General features: G+C 63.8%; 8 protein-coding genes. 2 read left to right on the top strand and 6 right to left on the bottom strand.

What is annotated here, in order from left to right:
• The first annotated feature begins 37 nt into the window (after positions 1–37).
• Positions 38–2,182, top strand: a complete 2,145-nt coding sequence (locus QZ266_RS01940) for an EAL domain-containing protein (RefSeq protein WP_295691213.1) — start codon at positions 38–40, stop codon at positions 2,180–2,182.
• Between the two features lie 22 nt (positions 2,183–2,204).
• Here QZ266_RS01940 and QZ266_RS01935 read toward each other — a convergent pair whose 3' ends face one another.
• From QZ266_RS01935 to QZ266_RS01910, 6 genes are all read right to left on the bottom strand, one after another.
• A complete protein-coding gene (locus QZ266_RS01935; RefSeq protein WP_295691212.1) occupies positions 2,205–3,728 on the bottom strand; it encodes an MFS transporter in 1,524 nt (507 codons plus the stop codon).
• Between the two features lie 127 nt (positions 3,729–3,855).
• Positions 3,856–4,890 (bottom strand): LacI family DNA-binding transcriptional regulator, encoded by a 1,035-nt coding sequence (locus QZ266_RS01930; RefSeq protein ID WP_295691210.1) that lies wholly within the window; start codon positions 4,888–4,890, stop codon positions 3,856–3,858.
• Between the two features lie 49 nt (positions 4,891–4,939).
• Positions 4,940–6,292, bottom strand: a complete 1,353-nt coding sequence (locus QZ266_RS01925; protein ID WP_295691208.1) for an MFS transporter — start codon at positions 6,290–6,292, stop codon at positions 4,940–4,942.
• A gap of 23 nt (positions 6,293–6,315) precedes the next feature.
• Positions 6,316–7,668, bottom strand: a complete 1,353-nt coding sequence (locus QZ266_RS01920) for a gluconate:H+ symporter (RefSeq protein WP_295691206.1) — start codon at positions 7,666–7,668, stop codon at positions 6,316–6,318.
• Positions 7,659–8,684 carry an SMP-30/gluconolactonase/LRE family protein gene (locus QZ266_RS01915; protein ID WP_295691204.1) on the bottom strand — a complete coding sequence of 342 codons (1,026 nt, stop codon included), beginning with the start codon at positions 8,682–8,684 and terminating at the stop codon, positions 7,659–7,661. The genes QZ266_RS01920 and QZ266_RS01915 overlap by 10 nt, the downstream gene beginning before the upstream one ends.
• Positions 8,681–11,005 (bottom strand): glycoside hydrolase family 3 N-terminal domain-containing protein, encoded by a 2,325-nt coding sequence (locus QZ266_RS01910; protein WP_295691202.1) that lies wholly within the window; start codon positions 11,003–11,005, stop codon positions 8,681–8,683. Before QZ266_RS01910 ends, QZ266_RS01915 begins: the two co-directional genes overlap by 4 nt.
• A 348-nt stretch (positions 11,006–11,353) precedes the next feature.
• Between QZ266_RS01910 and QZ266_RS01905 the strand changes: the two genes are divergently transcribed.
• Positions 11,354–13,246 (top strand): glycoside hydrolase family 9 protein, encoded by a 1,893-nt coding sequence (locus QZ266_RS01905; RefSeq protein ID WP_295691200.1) that lies wholly within the window; start codon positions 11,354–11,356, stop codon positions 13,244–13,246.
• Positions 13,247–13,307: the final 61 nt, after the last annotated feature.

Here is a 13,307-nt window from a genome sequence, read left to right as displayed (position 1 = left end):
TGTTCCGCCTTTCCAAGAAGACCAACAGGTGGACTGGATGGGACAGACACTCGACAGCACGCTGAGCCGCTACATCAATGTGGCGACACTGGTGAGTCTGATTGCCTCGGTGTTGACGATCTACTTCTTCGTCGGCGCCCTGAATCGCAATGCCGTCGAGCATGATCGCCAATTATTGAGCGCGGGCATCGAGGCGGCTTCGCGCCAGAATGAAACCTGGGTGGCGGACTATGGCTGGTGGAGCGAATTGCTCACACTCTGGGATGAGCGAGAAAAAGCCATCCTGTCAGATAGCCTCGCCTCGTCCTTCTCGGACCATACCGCTTTTGACTTCGTCACGATTATCGGCGCCGACGACGTTCGCAGCATGGCGTGGCATCGCGAGTCCGGCCAGCAGCTCCGGACCGACGTCCTCAATCATGAACAGGTTGCAGCCCTGCGGGCCGACCTCGCGGCCGGTTATGAGGCCGAGCATTTTATTTCGACCCATTTCCTGAAAGTTCGAGGCCAGCTCTACATGGCCTCCATCACGGTCCTGGGTGAGTTTGAAGACCGCACCTCGATGACGGACCCGTCCGTCGATCCGGTGATCATCATTGGCACAGCCGTCGATCGGAGCTTCCTGGGCGAGCTCGAAGACGTTTTCCAGGTTTCGGATGTGTCGCTTCACCAAGGCGCGCTCCCGCACGCCAATGCCGGCCTCGAAATGACCGACGATGCGGGCCACTCCATCGGCTGGCTCGGCTGGCAAGCCTCGCGCCCCGGCAATGAAACACTGCGTTTCGCCTTCCTGCCGCTCCTCGCCTACATCCTCGCCTTCTTCGTTGGCGCCCAGTTGATTGCGCTCAAGGCGCGCACCCTGGCGCGTCACGCCGCCAGCAATGAAAAGCGCGCCATCATTGCCGCCGGCACCGACAATCTCAGCGGCCTGCCAAACCGGCTCGGCTTCACCAGCTTCGTCGAGAGCACGGCAGCGACCAGGGCGGCCGAAGACGGCAAGGCGGCGGTGATCTATATCGATCTCAACGGCTTCAAGGCCGTCAATGACAAGGCCGGACACCGCGCGGGCGATGATGTTATACGGCGTGTGGCGCACCGCTTCAGCCGTGCGGTGGATGCCCATATCCATATCGCCCGGGTCGGCGGCGACGAGTTCGCCTGTGCGCTCGTGGGGGCAGACGATACCCGCGAAGCGCTGAATATCGCCCGCAGCCTGTCAGAGAGCCTGGCGCGACCCTTCGAGATCGATGGACGCCCCTTCGAGATCGGCGCCGCAATCGGCATCGCCCATTCCGATGAAGGCGCGCCCAAGACATTCAGCCAGCTCATTCATGATGCTGACCTGGCGATGTATCGGGCCAAGGCCGATCAACTCGACAAACCGCTTATCTTCAATGCAAGCCTCGGCCTTGAAGCCGATGCCCGCCGGGCGCTTGAAGCTGATATCGAAGCGGGCCTGGATCGCGACGAATTCTTCGTGGTCTATCAGCCCATTGCCCGTGCCAGTGATGCCAGCACAGCGTCGGTTGAGGCGCTTCTGCGTTGGGAGCACCCGACGCGAGGCGCCGTGCCTCCGGATGTCTTTATCCCGGTCGCCGAGGATTCCAAACTGATCCGGCGGCTGGGCGATTTCGTCGTTGAATCGGTCTGTCGCGAGATTGGCCCGGATGCGCCGCACACGGTTTCGATCAACCTGTCTCCGGCCCAGCTCAATGATGGACGCCTGTGCGAACGCTATCTGCGTGAGCTGACATCACATGGCATGACCCCGGATCAGGTCGAATTCGAGCTGACCGAGGCGGTCCTGGTTGATGATTTTGAACAGGCCCAGAGCCGTTTGATGGAACTCCATGAGGCGGGTTTCAAGGTCAATCTGGATGACTTCGGAACCGGCTTCGCTTCCATGGGGTATCTGCACATGCTCCCCTTCTCGAAGATCAAGATCGACAAGACTTTCGTGCAATCCATCGGGCGCGGCGAAGGCCCGAACAAGATGCTGCAAGCCCTGGCTCTGCTCGGCGACGCCCTGTCGCTCGACATGGTCGCGGAAGGTGTTGAAACCGAGGGTCAGGCCGCCATGCTCCGCCTGCTCGGTTTCGACTATCTGCAAGGCTGGCATTTCGGTTACCCGCTCCGGTCCGAACAGCTCAAGATCCGCAAGGCGAGTGACCAGGCCGCCTGACGCCGCCGGGTCACTTTCACGCTCAACTTGTCGTCTGCTCCGCTTCGGCAGTACGCGCTTTTCGCTGCTCCCGCCTGGCGAGCCCGGCATGCAGTCGCGCATGCCGGCTCGAGGTGAGCGGGTAACCCCAGATCAGCGGGACAGAGAGCGCGTAAAGTGCGATCGGTCCCAGACAATAGACCAGTCGCAGGGAGAGCACGCCGATCTCCGTCGACGCCTCGACCCCGCCCGATGCGTGATAGCCGAGCAAGCCGACAATGTTCAAAGCCAGACCGGTAAAGATCGCCGCTGCGAGCTTCTCCGACAGGCCGAGCACCGCAAAATACGTCCCGGCCCGCCGACCGCCCGTGCGCGCGCTGTCGATATCCACCACATCCGCCAGCATCGCCAATGGCAGGAATTGCAGACCACCAAAGGCAAAGCCCTTGAACAGGAACAGACAGAAGAAGGCGAAATAATCCCCCTGCCCCAGCAGGAGATTGCACGCACTCACGACGCTCACGAAACCGAGCGTGACCATGAAGGCCCGGTGCTTGCCGATGGTCCGGCCCAGCCAGAGCCAGAACGGAATCGCGGCGATGCCGGAGATAAAATAGAGGAAATAGGCCGCGCCAATCGTCGGAATACCGATGATGTCGCGGATGAAGAAGAGTGACACGGCATTGCGCAGGCTCTCACCGGCAATGACCAGAAAAGCGATGATCAGCACGCGCCGCATCGGCCCGTTGCGCCAGAGATGACGAAAGCCCTCGATCATGGGGACGCGCTCGCGCGGCGCAGGCGGCGGCTCCTTGACCGTCGTGATGATCAACGTGGAGAGCAGCGGCACCGCAATGATGATGGCGATGGCCAGACCCATCAGGACCGGCCCGGTCAGGGCAGCCCGACTGGTTGGCGTCCGGGTCATCAACTCGCCGGTAAAGGCACCGGTGATGTCCCGCCAGATCGCGACGAAAATCTCGGTAACAGCGCCGCCATCCGCGAAAATCTCGATCACCATTGGCACTGCCGCAGCCATCAGAAGACCGGTCAGGTAATAGAATTCCCGCGCGGCCGTGACCTGGCTGCGGACATGGTAATTCCCGGACAATTCGGCACCCCACGCCCGGAAGGGGATCTGGATCATGGTGGCGCTGGCGAAGAAAAGTGTCAGCCAGACCAGGAAATAGAGAATGCCTGCGCCCTCATGGGGCACGAAAAGGAACCAGGTCGAGACCATCAGGGCCGGCGCACCCAAGGCGATATAGGGCTTGCGGCGTCCGAACCGGGTTCGCCCGCGATCCGATATCTCGCCCATCAAGGGGTCGGTAAATACATCGGTGAAACGGGCGACCATGATGATCAGACCAATCACCGACAGGGACAGACCGAGCTGCCCGGCGTAATGCGCCGGCAACCAGATCGCCAGCGGATAGCCATAGACAGCCAGTGGCAGGGCCAGGGATCCGTGCAGGAAAATTGTCGAGCGCTTGACCGGCGGTTCTCCGCCCGCCCCTGCAGCCATATCTGGCCCAGCGGCCGGATCGGCCGTCACCTTTTCACCCATAATTTACCTCCCAGTACAGCCGACCCTGTTTGTTTTATTGGAGGGTCCGGCGATTTTCCAAGTTTGAGTATGCCGGGAGGCCGGTGTCAAATTAAACAAGATCCAGGACACAGGAGCGTGGCTGGCATCAGGACTGACGGACCGGGCCCGTCGAGTCGCGATGGATGATCTCATAGTCGAGATACTCATTCGGTGCGCCCGACAGAGCCGGGTCGGACTGGGTCGCCGCGTCAATCAATTGCCGGGTCGCCTCATTCCCCATCGCCAGGAGCGGCTGACGCACCGTCGTCAGGGCCGGCCACATTTTCTCGGCAATCTCTGAATCGTCGAAGCCGACAACCGACACATCGCCGGGGACATCGAGGCGTAATCGGTGCGCCGCCATAAGCACACCGGCGGCCATGTCGTCATTGGCGGCGAAGACGGCCGTCGGCCGATCGGCCAGGGCGAACAGGGCATCACCCGCCTTCAATCCGGTCGAGAAGCCGAAATCCCCGGGGTGCACCAGAGTCTCATCGAGGACGAGACCAGACTGGTCGAGCGCCTCCTTATACCCGGCGAACCGCTCATGCGTGGCATTCTGGTCCTCCTTGCCGCGCACGAAGGCTATCCGGCTGTGACCCAGTGCAATCAGATGCGCCGTCAATTCACGCGCCGCCGCGCGCTCATTGATCTTCACGATGATGCGGGCATCGGGCAGGTTATTGGGTCCGACCCGCGCAACCGGCACATCAAAACGCTCGAGCACATGATACAGGCGCTCGTCATTGGACAGGGGCGGCACCAGGATGAGGCCGTCCGGCTTGGACGCCTCGACGAGGCGTTCGAAACGCGCGACCAGGTCGGCCTCCGGCATGTCCCGCAAGTCTTCCATCAAGGAGACCATGAGCTGGTAGCCACGCTCCTGGCAGGTCTGGACAGCCCCGAACTGGATGGCATTCACATAGGCCGAACGGTGGGAATGGCTGATCATGTGGATCGCATAGGAGCGCCGCGAGCGCAGGGCCCGAGCCGGACTGGAGGGCACATAGCCGACATCCTCGGCTGCCGCACGAACACGCTCTCGCAAGGCATCCTTCACGTGCGGCTCATTGTTGAGAACCCGTGACACTGTCTTGATGGAAACGCCTGCCTTCTCGGCGACGTCGATCATTCGCGCCATGGCAGCGCCTCCCCGGATGCGCGCAGCGGTCGCGCCAACCATTGCCGTGTCATTCCTGCCCGCCGATCTGACCGACGATGCGGGCATGGAGGCGCCGATTCAGCGGCAATCTTAGAATGAGCAGCGTGGAGAGGGCCAGCAACAGGGACGGCACCAGGAAGATGTGAAACCGAATACCCTCGGCAGTGGCCTCGCTCTGGGTCACCGCATCAATGTCATAGCCGACCTCGGACAGCATGAAACCGACGAACAGGCCCATCAGCCCACCCGCGAGCTTCTGCACCAGCAGGACAGACCCGAACACAGCCCCCTCATTGCGCTCTCCGGTCTTCCACTGACCGTATTCGACGGTATCGGGAACAAAGGACCAGACCAGAACTCCGAAAGCGCCGAACGCCGCGCCATAGCCGATGATCTGGAGCGGCACGCCTGAGATGACCCGAGCGCCGCTGATCGCCAGGTCCAGTCCGCAAAGGATTGCCAGGCCGCAAGCGAGAATCCAGCCAGCCTTTTTGCCAAAGCGGCGGATGAAAAGCGTCCAGACAGGTATCGAGACCAGGGTCGCGCTGGCATAGGCCGTCATGACGACTTCCTTGCGGGCGAAAACCGGGGCGTTGACCTCGATGAAGAAGCTGAGCGGTATGAGCAGGCTGGCAACCGCGCCGGATTGCAGGAAGATCATGCCCAGCAGGATCGCCAGCGCATGATTGTTCCGGATGGCGGGGATGAATCGCCAGAGACTGGGCGGCGGATAATCCGTATCCTGACCGGGAGGTGGCCTTTCCCGTGTTCCGGCAAAGCAAAGGGTCAAGGCGGCCGTCGCGATCACGGCGCCAATGAGCGCCGCCAGCTGAAAGCCGAGCGCATCGGTGTCATCGCCGCCACCGAAAGTTCGCACAAGCGGAAACCAGAGACCGGAAACCGTCAGCAGACCGGCAAAGGCGAAGAACATCCGGACGCCGGAAAATGTGGTCCGCTCCACGCTGTCATAACTCAGCCGGGAGGCGAGTGCGGAATAGGGCACGGCGACGATGGTATAGGCCGTCCGGAAAAGAATATGGGCCAGGGTCAGCGCCGCAATCAGGGCCAGGCCCTCCAGGGGCGGGATCCAGAAAAGCGCACAGAAACTCGCACCCAGCGCCACACCACCGAAGAGGATATGGGGGCGGTAAGTCCCGAAGCGCGACCGGGTCCGCGCCGCCAGACTCGCCACGACAGCGTCCGTCACCGCATCCCAGGCCATGCCGACGAAATAGATCCCGCCGGCCACTGCCGGGCTCAGCCCGACGACTTCGGCATACCAGAACATCAGGACGAGCGAGAGCGCGTTCCAGTAGATGTTCAGCCCGAAATCACCGACACCATATCCGGCGTAGCGGCCGAAACCTGTCGCGGTCGCCACAATCCCTCCCCTACCGGTCACTGTCAGACCAGCATCGACAGGATGAGCGCGCCCGCAAATCCGGCAAGTCCGATGATCAGCGTGGCGATTGTCCAGCTGGCGAGCGTTTGCCGCACATCAAGCCCGAATATACGACTGACCAGCCAGAAGCCGCTATCATTCACGTGTGAGAGCGCCGTCGCCCCGGCCGCGATGGCAATCACGCACAGCGCCAGATGAGCGGGCCCGAGACCAGCAGCGTCCGCAAGCGGGGCGGTCAGACCGGCCGCCGTGATCATCGCAACCGTTGCGCTGCCCTGCGCGACACGAACCAGAAGCGCCAGAACAAAACCGGCCACCAGCGGGACCAGCCCCAAAGCCATCGTGCCCTCTGCCAGCTGCGCTCCGGCGCCGGTATCGACGAGCACTTGTTTGAACGCCCCGCCAGCTCCCGTCACCAGGATCACCGCACCGGTCGGCTCCAGCGCGCGCGCGATCCCGTCGGAGAAATGCCGGCGTTGTTCATCGCTGGTCGGTCGAAAGGCCAGCCAGGTCAATCCACAGGCCAGCAAGAGCGCCATGAAGGGATGCCCGATCACCGCCAGTGAATAGCCGAGCGCCGGCGGCAGATCGAAACGCGCCGCCAGGGTTCCGGCCAGGATGAGAAGCAGGGGCAGGCTGATCAGTGCAGCGGTCAGACCTGCCTTGGCCGGCCGCTTGGTCGGGCTGGCCGTCTCGCCGGAAACGGCACCGACCGGGAGATAGCCGGCGCGGTCCAGCCAGCCGGCGAATAGCGGGCCGGCCAAAGCCAGGGCCGGCAATCCGGCCAGAAGACCGAACAGGATCACAAGGCCCAGATCCGCACCCAATATCTCGGCCACTGCGATCGGGCCTGGCGTCGGCGGGATGAAGCTGTGCGCGACCGCCAGCCCGCAGAGCAGGGGCAGACCGAATGCAAGGGCCGGCCGCCCGGTCTGGCGGGCAAAGGCAAAGACCAGCGGGGCGAGAATGATCAGGGCGACGTCAAAGAAGACCGGGATGGATGCGAGCAGGCCCAACCCACCCATAAGCCATCGCCCACTGCCCGCCTGGCGCCCGGCGAGCAGGCGTTGAGCCAGGCTTTCCAGCCCGCCCGAACGTTCGAGAATGACGCCGAACAATGCGCCGAGACCAATGACAACCGCGACGAAGCCCAGCGTCCCGCCCATGCCCCGGGTCAAGGTGTCGAAAGCGTCAGCCGGTGCCATCCCGGCCGCGAGCGCAGCCAGCGCACTGACCAGGATCAGCGCGGCAAAGGCGGGCATGCGCGCCCGAAGGATCAGCGCCAGCAAGGCCGCTATCGCGACCAGGGTGGCCAATAGCGGCCGGTACTCGGCCAGCCAGCCCCCTACATCCATTGCACACCCCGGCTCCGGGTCTCGAGGCGCAGAAGCCGGTCCTGAGCTGTCATGAAGAGCGTGCGACCGTCTTCACCGAAGGCGCAATTGGCCGTACCGCGCCCGGTCAGTATCCGCCCCAGCAATGTGCCGTCCGGAGCGAGGATCAGAACTCCGCCCGGGCCCGTCGCAAAGATATGGCCCTGATCATCGATCGCCATACCGTCAGGCAGGCCCGGCCCGTCCAGACCGGTTGCGTCAAAGAGGTGTTGATCGCCGATGATCGCGCCGTCCGCATCAAGGTCAAGGCGACGGATGACCGGTGCGCCGGGATCCGACTGCGCCACATAAAGCCGGCGCTCATCCGGTGAAAGCGCGATACCGTTCGGGAAGCTCATATCGGAAACCAGCCGCTCAACCTGGCCGTCGGGCCGACGGCGATAGACGCCATTGACCGACATTTCCTTCAGCGGCGAGGCGTCCAGGCCCTCGAGGCCATAAGGCGGATCGGTGAAATAGATACTGCCATCCGAGGCCTCGACCAGATCATTGGGCGAGTTGAAACGCTGGCCCTCGAACTCACTGACCAGCGGCGTTCGCGACAATGTGTCCGGGTCAAGCACTTCAACGGACCGGCTTCCGTGAACACATGCGAGCAGGCTTCCATCTGCGCGCATCCACAAACCGTTCGCCCCGGGCTCGCGAAAGCCGGCGGCCTCGGATGCCGGGATGCCCGACGGGTCAAGCCAGACCTCGACAGCCTCGCCCGGTCGCCATCGATAGGCCCGGTTGGCCGGTACGTCGGTGAAGTAGAGGCAGCCGCGCTGCCGGTCCCAGGCCGGACCTTCGGCCCATTGATAGCCTGTTCCCAGAACCCGGGCTTCGCTGCCCGGACTGATCAATCCGTCCAGACGCGGATGCAGGCGCTCGATCTGCACCACGGATTCGGATGCGGGTTGGGATGTCGAGCGTTGACACCCGGCCACGAGCAGGCTGGCGCCACCGCTGGCCAGAAGGAAGCGACGGGTTTTCATCATTCCACCTCAATTCGGGTTGCAATCGATGCGGCAGGGCTCCGCGACCGCCCGGCTTCACTGACTGTCACCGTGACGCTCTGGCGCAGATCAGACGATGACGCGCCAACATGGAGGTCGACAGAGCCGGCCTCTATCCGCCAGTCGCCCGGTGCCTGAAACACGGCAAATTGGGCCGGGTCCAGGATGAAGCTGACAGAGCGGGTTTCGCCTGCGCCCAGCGCGAGACGGGCAAAACCGCGCAATTCCAGACGCGGCCGCGCGACCGAGGCTACCGGATCGCGCATATAGAGCTGGACCACCTCGTCGGCCGCCCGGTCCCCCGTATTGGTGACCGGAATGGTGAGTCGAATGGTGTCACCCGGCGCGACACTGTCTGCGTCGAGACGGATATCGCCATACTCAAACTCCGAATAGCTCAACCCGTGCCCGAAGGCGTAGAGCGGCGTGATCGGCAGGTCGTGAAACCGGTTGCTGTCGCGCGACAGATCGGGGTCCGCGGGCCGACCGCCCGGGTTTTCGGAATAGGTGAAGGGCGCCTGCCCTGTCGTACGCGGGAAGGAGACCGGCAAGCGGCCCGCCGGTGAGACTCGGCCGAAAATCACATCCGCAAGCGCCGGGCCGGCCTCGACGCCCAGCATCCAGCTGGCGAGGACGGCATCCGCTCGCTCGGCAATATCCGGAATGGCGAGCGGACGGCCACTCACCAGGACAACTGTGACCGGACGCCCCGTATCAAGCACGGCGCGCGCCAGGGCCCTCTGGCTGTCGGGCATGTAGAGGCTGGATCGCGAGCGCGCCTCACCGGACAGGTCGTAATCCTCGCCGACAACCAGGATGACCTGATCGGCCGCTTCCGCCGCAGCGATGGCCGCCGCGATACCGGACAGGTCATCGCTGGTGGGAGAGGCGCCGGCCTCATAGGTGATTTCCACGCCCGCCGGGGCACCTTGACGCAAGCCCTGCAGCAGGCCGGTCACGGTCTCCGGCGTCCCGCGCGCACGCCACGACCCCAATTGCGTGGACGCGTCCTCGGCCAGCGCGCCGATCACCGCAATCCGCCCCGCATCCGGGCCGAGCGGCAAGGCAGACCCGCGGTTCTCGAGAAGCACCACACTGCGCGCCGCGATGCGTCGCGCCTCGGCACGGGCCGCATCGGTCAGCATGGCCGCCGCTTCCCGCTCGGGGTCGTGATAGGCCATGGGATTGTCGAACAATCCCAGTCGCTCCTTGGCAGTGAGGACGTGCATGACCGCCCGATCGAGATCCGCCATCAGGCCGGGATCAGCCTCGATCGCGGTGGCGAGGTCCTGGGCGAACACATTGCTGGTCATGTCCATGTCGACCCCGGCCCGCAAGGCGAGTTCGCCCGCATCGGCGCGGGTGTCTGCGACCCCGTGATTGATGAGCTCAGCGATCGCATTCCAGTCGCTCACGATGAGGCCGTCAAAGCCCCATTCGCCGCGCAGGACTCCGTCGATCAGATGCTCATTTGACGTACTGGGCACACCGGCGATATCGTTGAACGCTGTCATCATCGACGCCGAACCCGCCTCGCTGGCGGCATGGAATGGTGGCAGATAGATCTCGTGCAGGTTGCGCTCGGAAATGTCGGCGGTGCCATAATCACGGCCGCCGATCGGCGCGCCATAGGCACCAAAATGCTTCGCCGTCGCCATCAGCGTGTCACCGGCAGCCAGATTGTCAGACTGGAAGCCTTCGATCTGGGCGACCGCGATCCGGGCGCCAAGATAGGGGTCACTGCCCGCGCCCTCGACAATCCTGCCCCAGCGCGGATCACGTGCGATGTCGATCATTGGCGCAAACGTCCAGTGGAGGCCTGCCGCGCTGGCCTCCTCGGCCGCGATCCGACTGGCGCGCTCGAGATCCTCCGGGTCCCAGGTGCTGGCCATGGCGATCGGAACAGGGAAAATGGTCCGGTAGCCATGCACCACATCCATGGCAAAAAGGAGCGGAATGCCGAGCCGGCTTTCCTCGACCGCCACTTGCTGCAGCTCGCCCAGGGGTGCCGCACCGGCAACGTGAAGATAGGAACCGATCTCGCCCCGTCGGACCCGGTCGAGCTCGTCCGGTGTGAGGCGTGAATTGAGATTGCGCGAACGCCCGCCCGCGGCCTGGTGCAACTGGCCGAGCTTCTCGGCCAGCGTCATCTGCGCCGCCAATTCGCGGACCCGGGGCGACGCCGTCTCTGCCGTGACGCTTGCCTGGGTTGTCGAACCGCCAGACGTGTCCGCCGGTCCACCGCCTGGCTGGCAGGCGGCGAGCGCGGCCGACAGGGCCAGCACGGAAATACGCAATGTCATGAAAAGTCCTCGCAGCAGCCGAAAATGCCGAAGCCCAGTCCCGGGTCCGGGCCATCAATCAGGGGGATGAAGCGCCGGTGAACCACCCGCGCGATCGACCCGCCATCACCCGTACGGAAACACCATGGCGAGTCATTCGATTGACCGGAATTCGCATGCCTGACCTCCCCGTGACGCGCCGTTGACAGCGTTGTCAATTGCTGACAATTTCACGACAAGAACACAATCTGTCAAGCGTGACCGGGGGAGGTCAGGCTTTGGAGAGGTCCCGAACCGTGCCACGGCAGTGGAGCTTTCCAGGAACGGGTCACGTCGGGGAGCGCATTGAAATACAATCGTAAAATACCCATGCATGCGCGACTCGCGGCGACTGCGTCCGCGTTCGCCTTCATGACGATCGGCTCTGCTCTGGCAGAGGAATGCACCGTCGAACCCGCCTTTCCCGGTGACGCGCCCGCCCTGCGGCTGAACCAGATCGGATTCGAGACCGGAAGCCCCAAGACAGCCATTCTGCGCAGCGCGGCAGACGCGCCGGTCAGCTGGCTGGTCCGCGACGAGAATGGTCATGTCCACCTCGCCGGAGAGAGCACGGTCTTCGGTCCCAATGAGAGCTCTGGCGACGCCGTCCACCGCATTGATCTGAGCGCTCTGGACGAGCCCGGATCCACCTACCGACTGGAAGCTTGCGGCGAGATCAGCCACCCCTTCGCGATCACGACTCGCCCGTTCGACCGCCTCAGCGTCGACGCGCTCACCTATTTCTACCACAACCGTCTCGGCACCCCGATCGAAGCCGACTATATTCAGGGTCAGGACTGGCAACGCGAGGCAGGCTTTCAGGACAGTCGACCGACCTGTTTTCACGGCACCGACGAGGCGGGCAATAGCTGGCCGGGCTGCGATTACCGATTGGACGTGACCGGCGGCTGGGCCGATGCCGGCGATTACGGCAAATACGTCGTCAATGGCGGCATCTCCGTCTGGACACTGCAGAACTTCGTCGAACGCCTGGCCCACCAGCCGGAAGCGGTTCGCGGCATCTGGACCGATGGCCGCTCGCCCATGCCGGAAAACGGCAATGCCGTCTCCGACATCCTCGACGAGGCCCGCTGGCAACTCGAATTCATGCTTTCCATGCAAGTCCCGGAGGGCGCCCGGCAATCAGTCCCGCTCGGACGCCAGGACGGGCGCGAACCGCTGACCCTGACGGAAATCGATGCCGGTGGACTGGCCCACCACAAGGTCCATGAACGTCACTGGCTGCCGCTGCCCCTTCTGCCCGCCGATGCCGGGGAAGAGCGTTTCCTGTTGCCGCCCTCGACAGCCGCCAGCCTCAATCTGGCAGCCTCGGCAGCCCAGGCGGCCCGACTGTGGGAGACGCTGGACCCGGCGTTTGCCGCGCGCAGTCTGAACGCCGCCCGACGCGCCTATGCGGCAGCACGGCAGCATCCGGACATCTATGCCTATGACAATTTTGGCGGCGGCGGCGCCTATGGCGATTTTGATCTTGCCGACGAATTCGCCTGGGCGGCGACCGAACTCTATCTGACCACGGGTGAGGACGCTTTCCTCGCCGATCTGCAGGCCGACGCACCCACACCGGCCGAAATGCCGATCCTGCAGGTGCAGGGGTCAACCATCGCCTGGCCGGCGGTCCATCTTCTGCCCGCGCTAACGATCGTGCAGAATGAGGCGGACCTGCCCGAGCCACTGGTCACACGGGCGCGCGAACAAATTCTCGCCGCCGCGGACCAGTATCTCGCCCACCGCGATCAGGAAGGCTATGCCGTGCCCTTGAGTGCGGACCAGTATGTCTGGGGATCAAACGGCAATCTTGCCAATCGCGGCCTTGTGCTGGCGATCGCCCACGACCTGACCGGCAACCCGGCCTACCGCCAGGGTGCCATCGACGCGATGGATTATCTGCTCGGCCGCAATGCGCTCGATCAATCCTATGTCGGCGGGTATGGCGCCCGTCCACTGCTCTATCCCCATCATCGCTTCTGGGCAGCCGGGGCCGACCCCGAATTTCCGCCCGCCCCTCCGGGCGCCCTGTCCGGAGGCGCCAATGCGACCAATATGAGCGACCCTGTTGCCAGCGAGATGCAGGGCCAGTGCGCGCCACAGACGTGCTGGGTCGATGATTACCGGGCCTATGCGCTCAATGAGGTCGCGATCAACTGGAATGCACCTTTCTTCTGGCTTGCTGCCTGGCTCGACACCACCGCTACAACCGATTGACGCCGGCCGGTCGCCGGACACCAACTCATTGTTCAAACCCCAATTGCTCAAAACGAGGACA

Source organism: uncultured Maricaulis sp., from assembly GCF_905480005.1.
Taxonomy (GTDB): domain Bacteria; phylum Pseudomonadota; class Alphaproteobacteria; order Caulobacterales; family Maricaulaceae; genus Maricaulis.
The sequence above is the reverse complement of the archived record's forward strand: the minus strand, read 5'-3'. Positions and strand labels throughout refer to the sequence as shown.

Excerpts from the sequence above, each read along its gene's own strand:
- QZ266_RS01940 (WP_295691213.1), top strand. The coding sequence starts at position 38 with ATGGGACAGACACTCGACAGCACGCTGAGCCGCTACATCAATGTGGCG.
- QZ266_RS01935 (WP_295691212.1), bottom strand. The coding sequence starts at position 3,728 with ATGGGTGAAAAGGTGACGGCCGATCCGGCCGCTGGGCCAGATATGGCT.
- QZ266_RS01930 (WP_295691210.1), bottom strand. The coding sequence starts at position 4,890 with ATGGCGCGAATGATCGACGTCGCCGAGAAGGCAGGCGTTTCCATCAAG.
- QZ266_RS01920 (WP_295691206.1), bottom strand. The coding sequence starts at position 7,668 with ATGGATGTAGGGGGCTGGCTGGCCGAGTACCGGCCGCTATTGGCCACC.
- QZ266_RS01915 (WP_295691204.1), bottom strand. The coding sequence starts at position 8,684 with ATGATGAAAACCCGTCGCTTCCTTCTGGCCAGCGGTGGCGCCAGCCTG.
- QZ266_RS01910 (WP_295691202.1), bottom strand. The coding sequence starts at position 11,005 with ATGACATTGCGTATTTCCGTGCTGGCCCTGTCGGCCGCGCTCGCCGCC.
- QZ266_RS01905 (WP_295691200.1), top strand. The coding sequence starts at position 11,354 with ATGCATGCGCGACTCGCGGCGACTGCGTCCGCGTTCGCCTTCATGACG.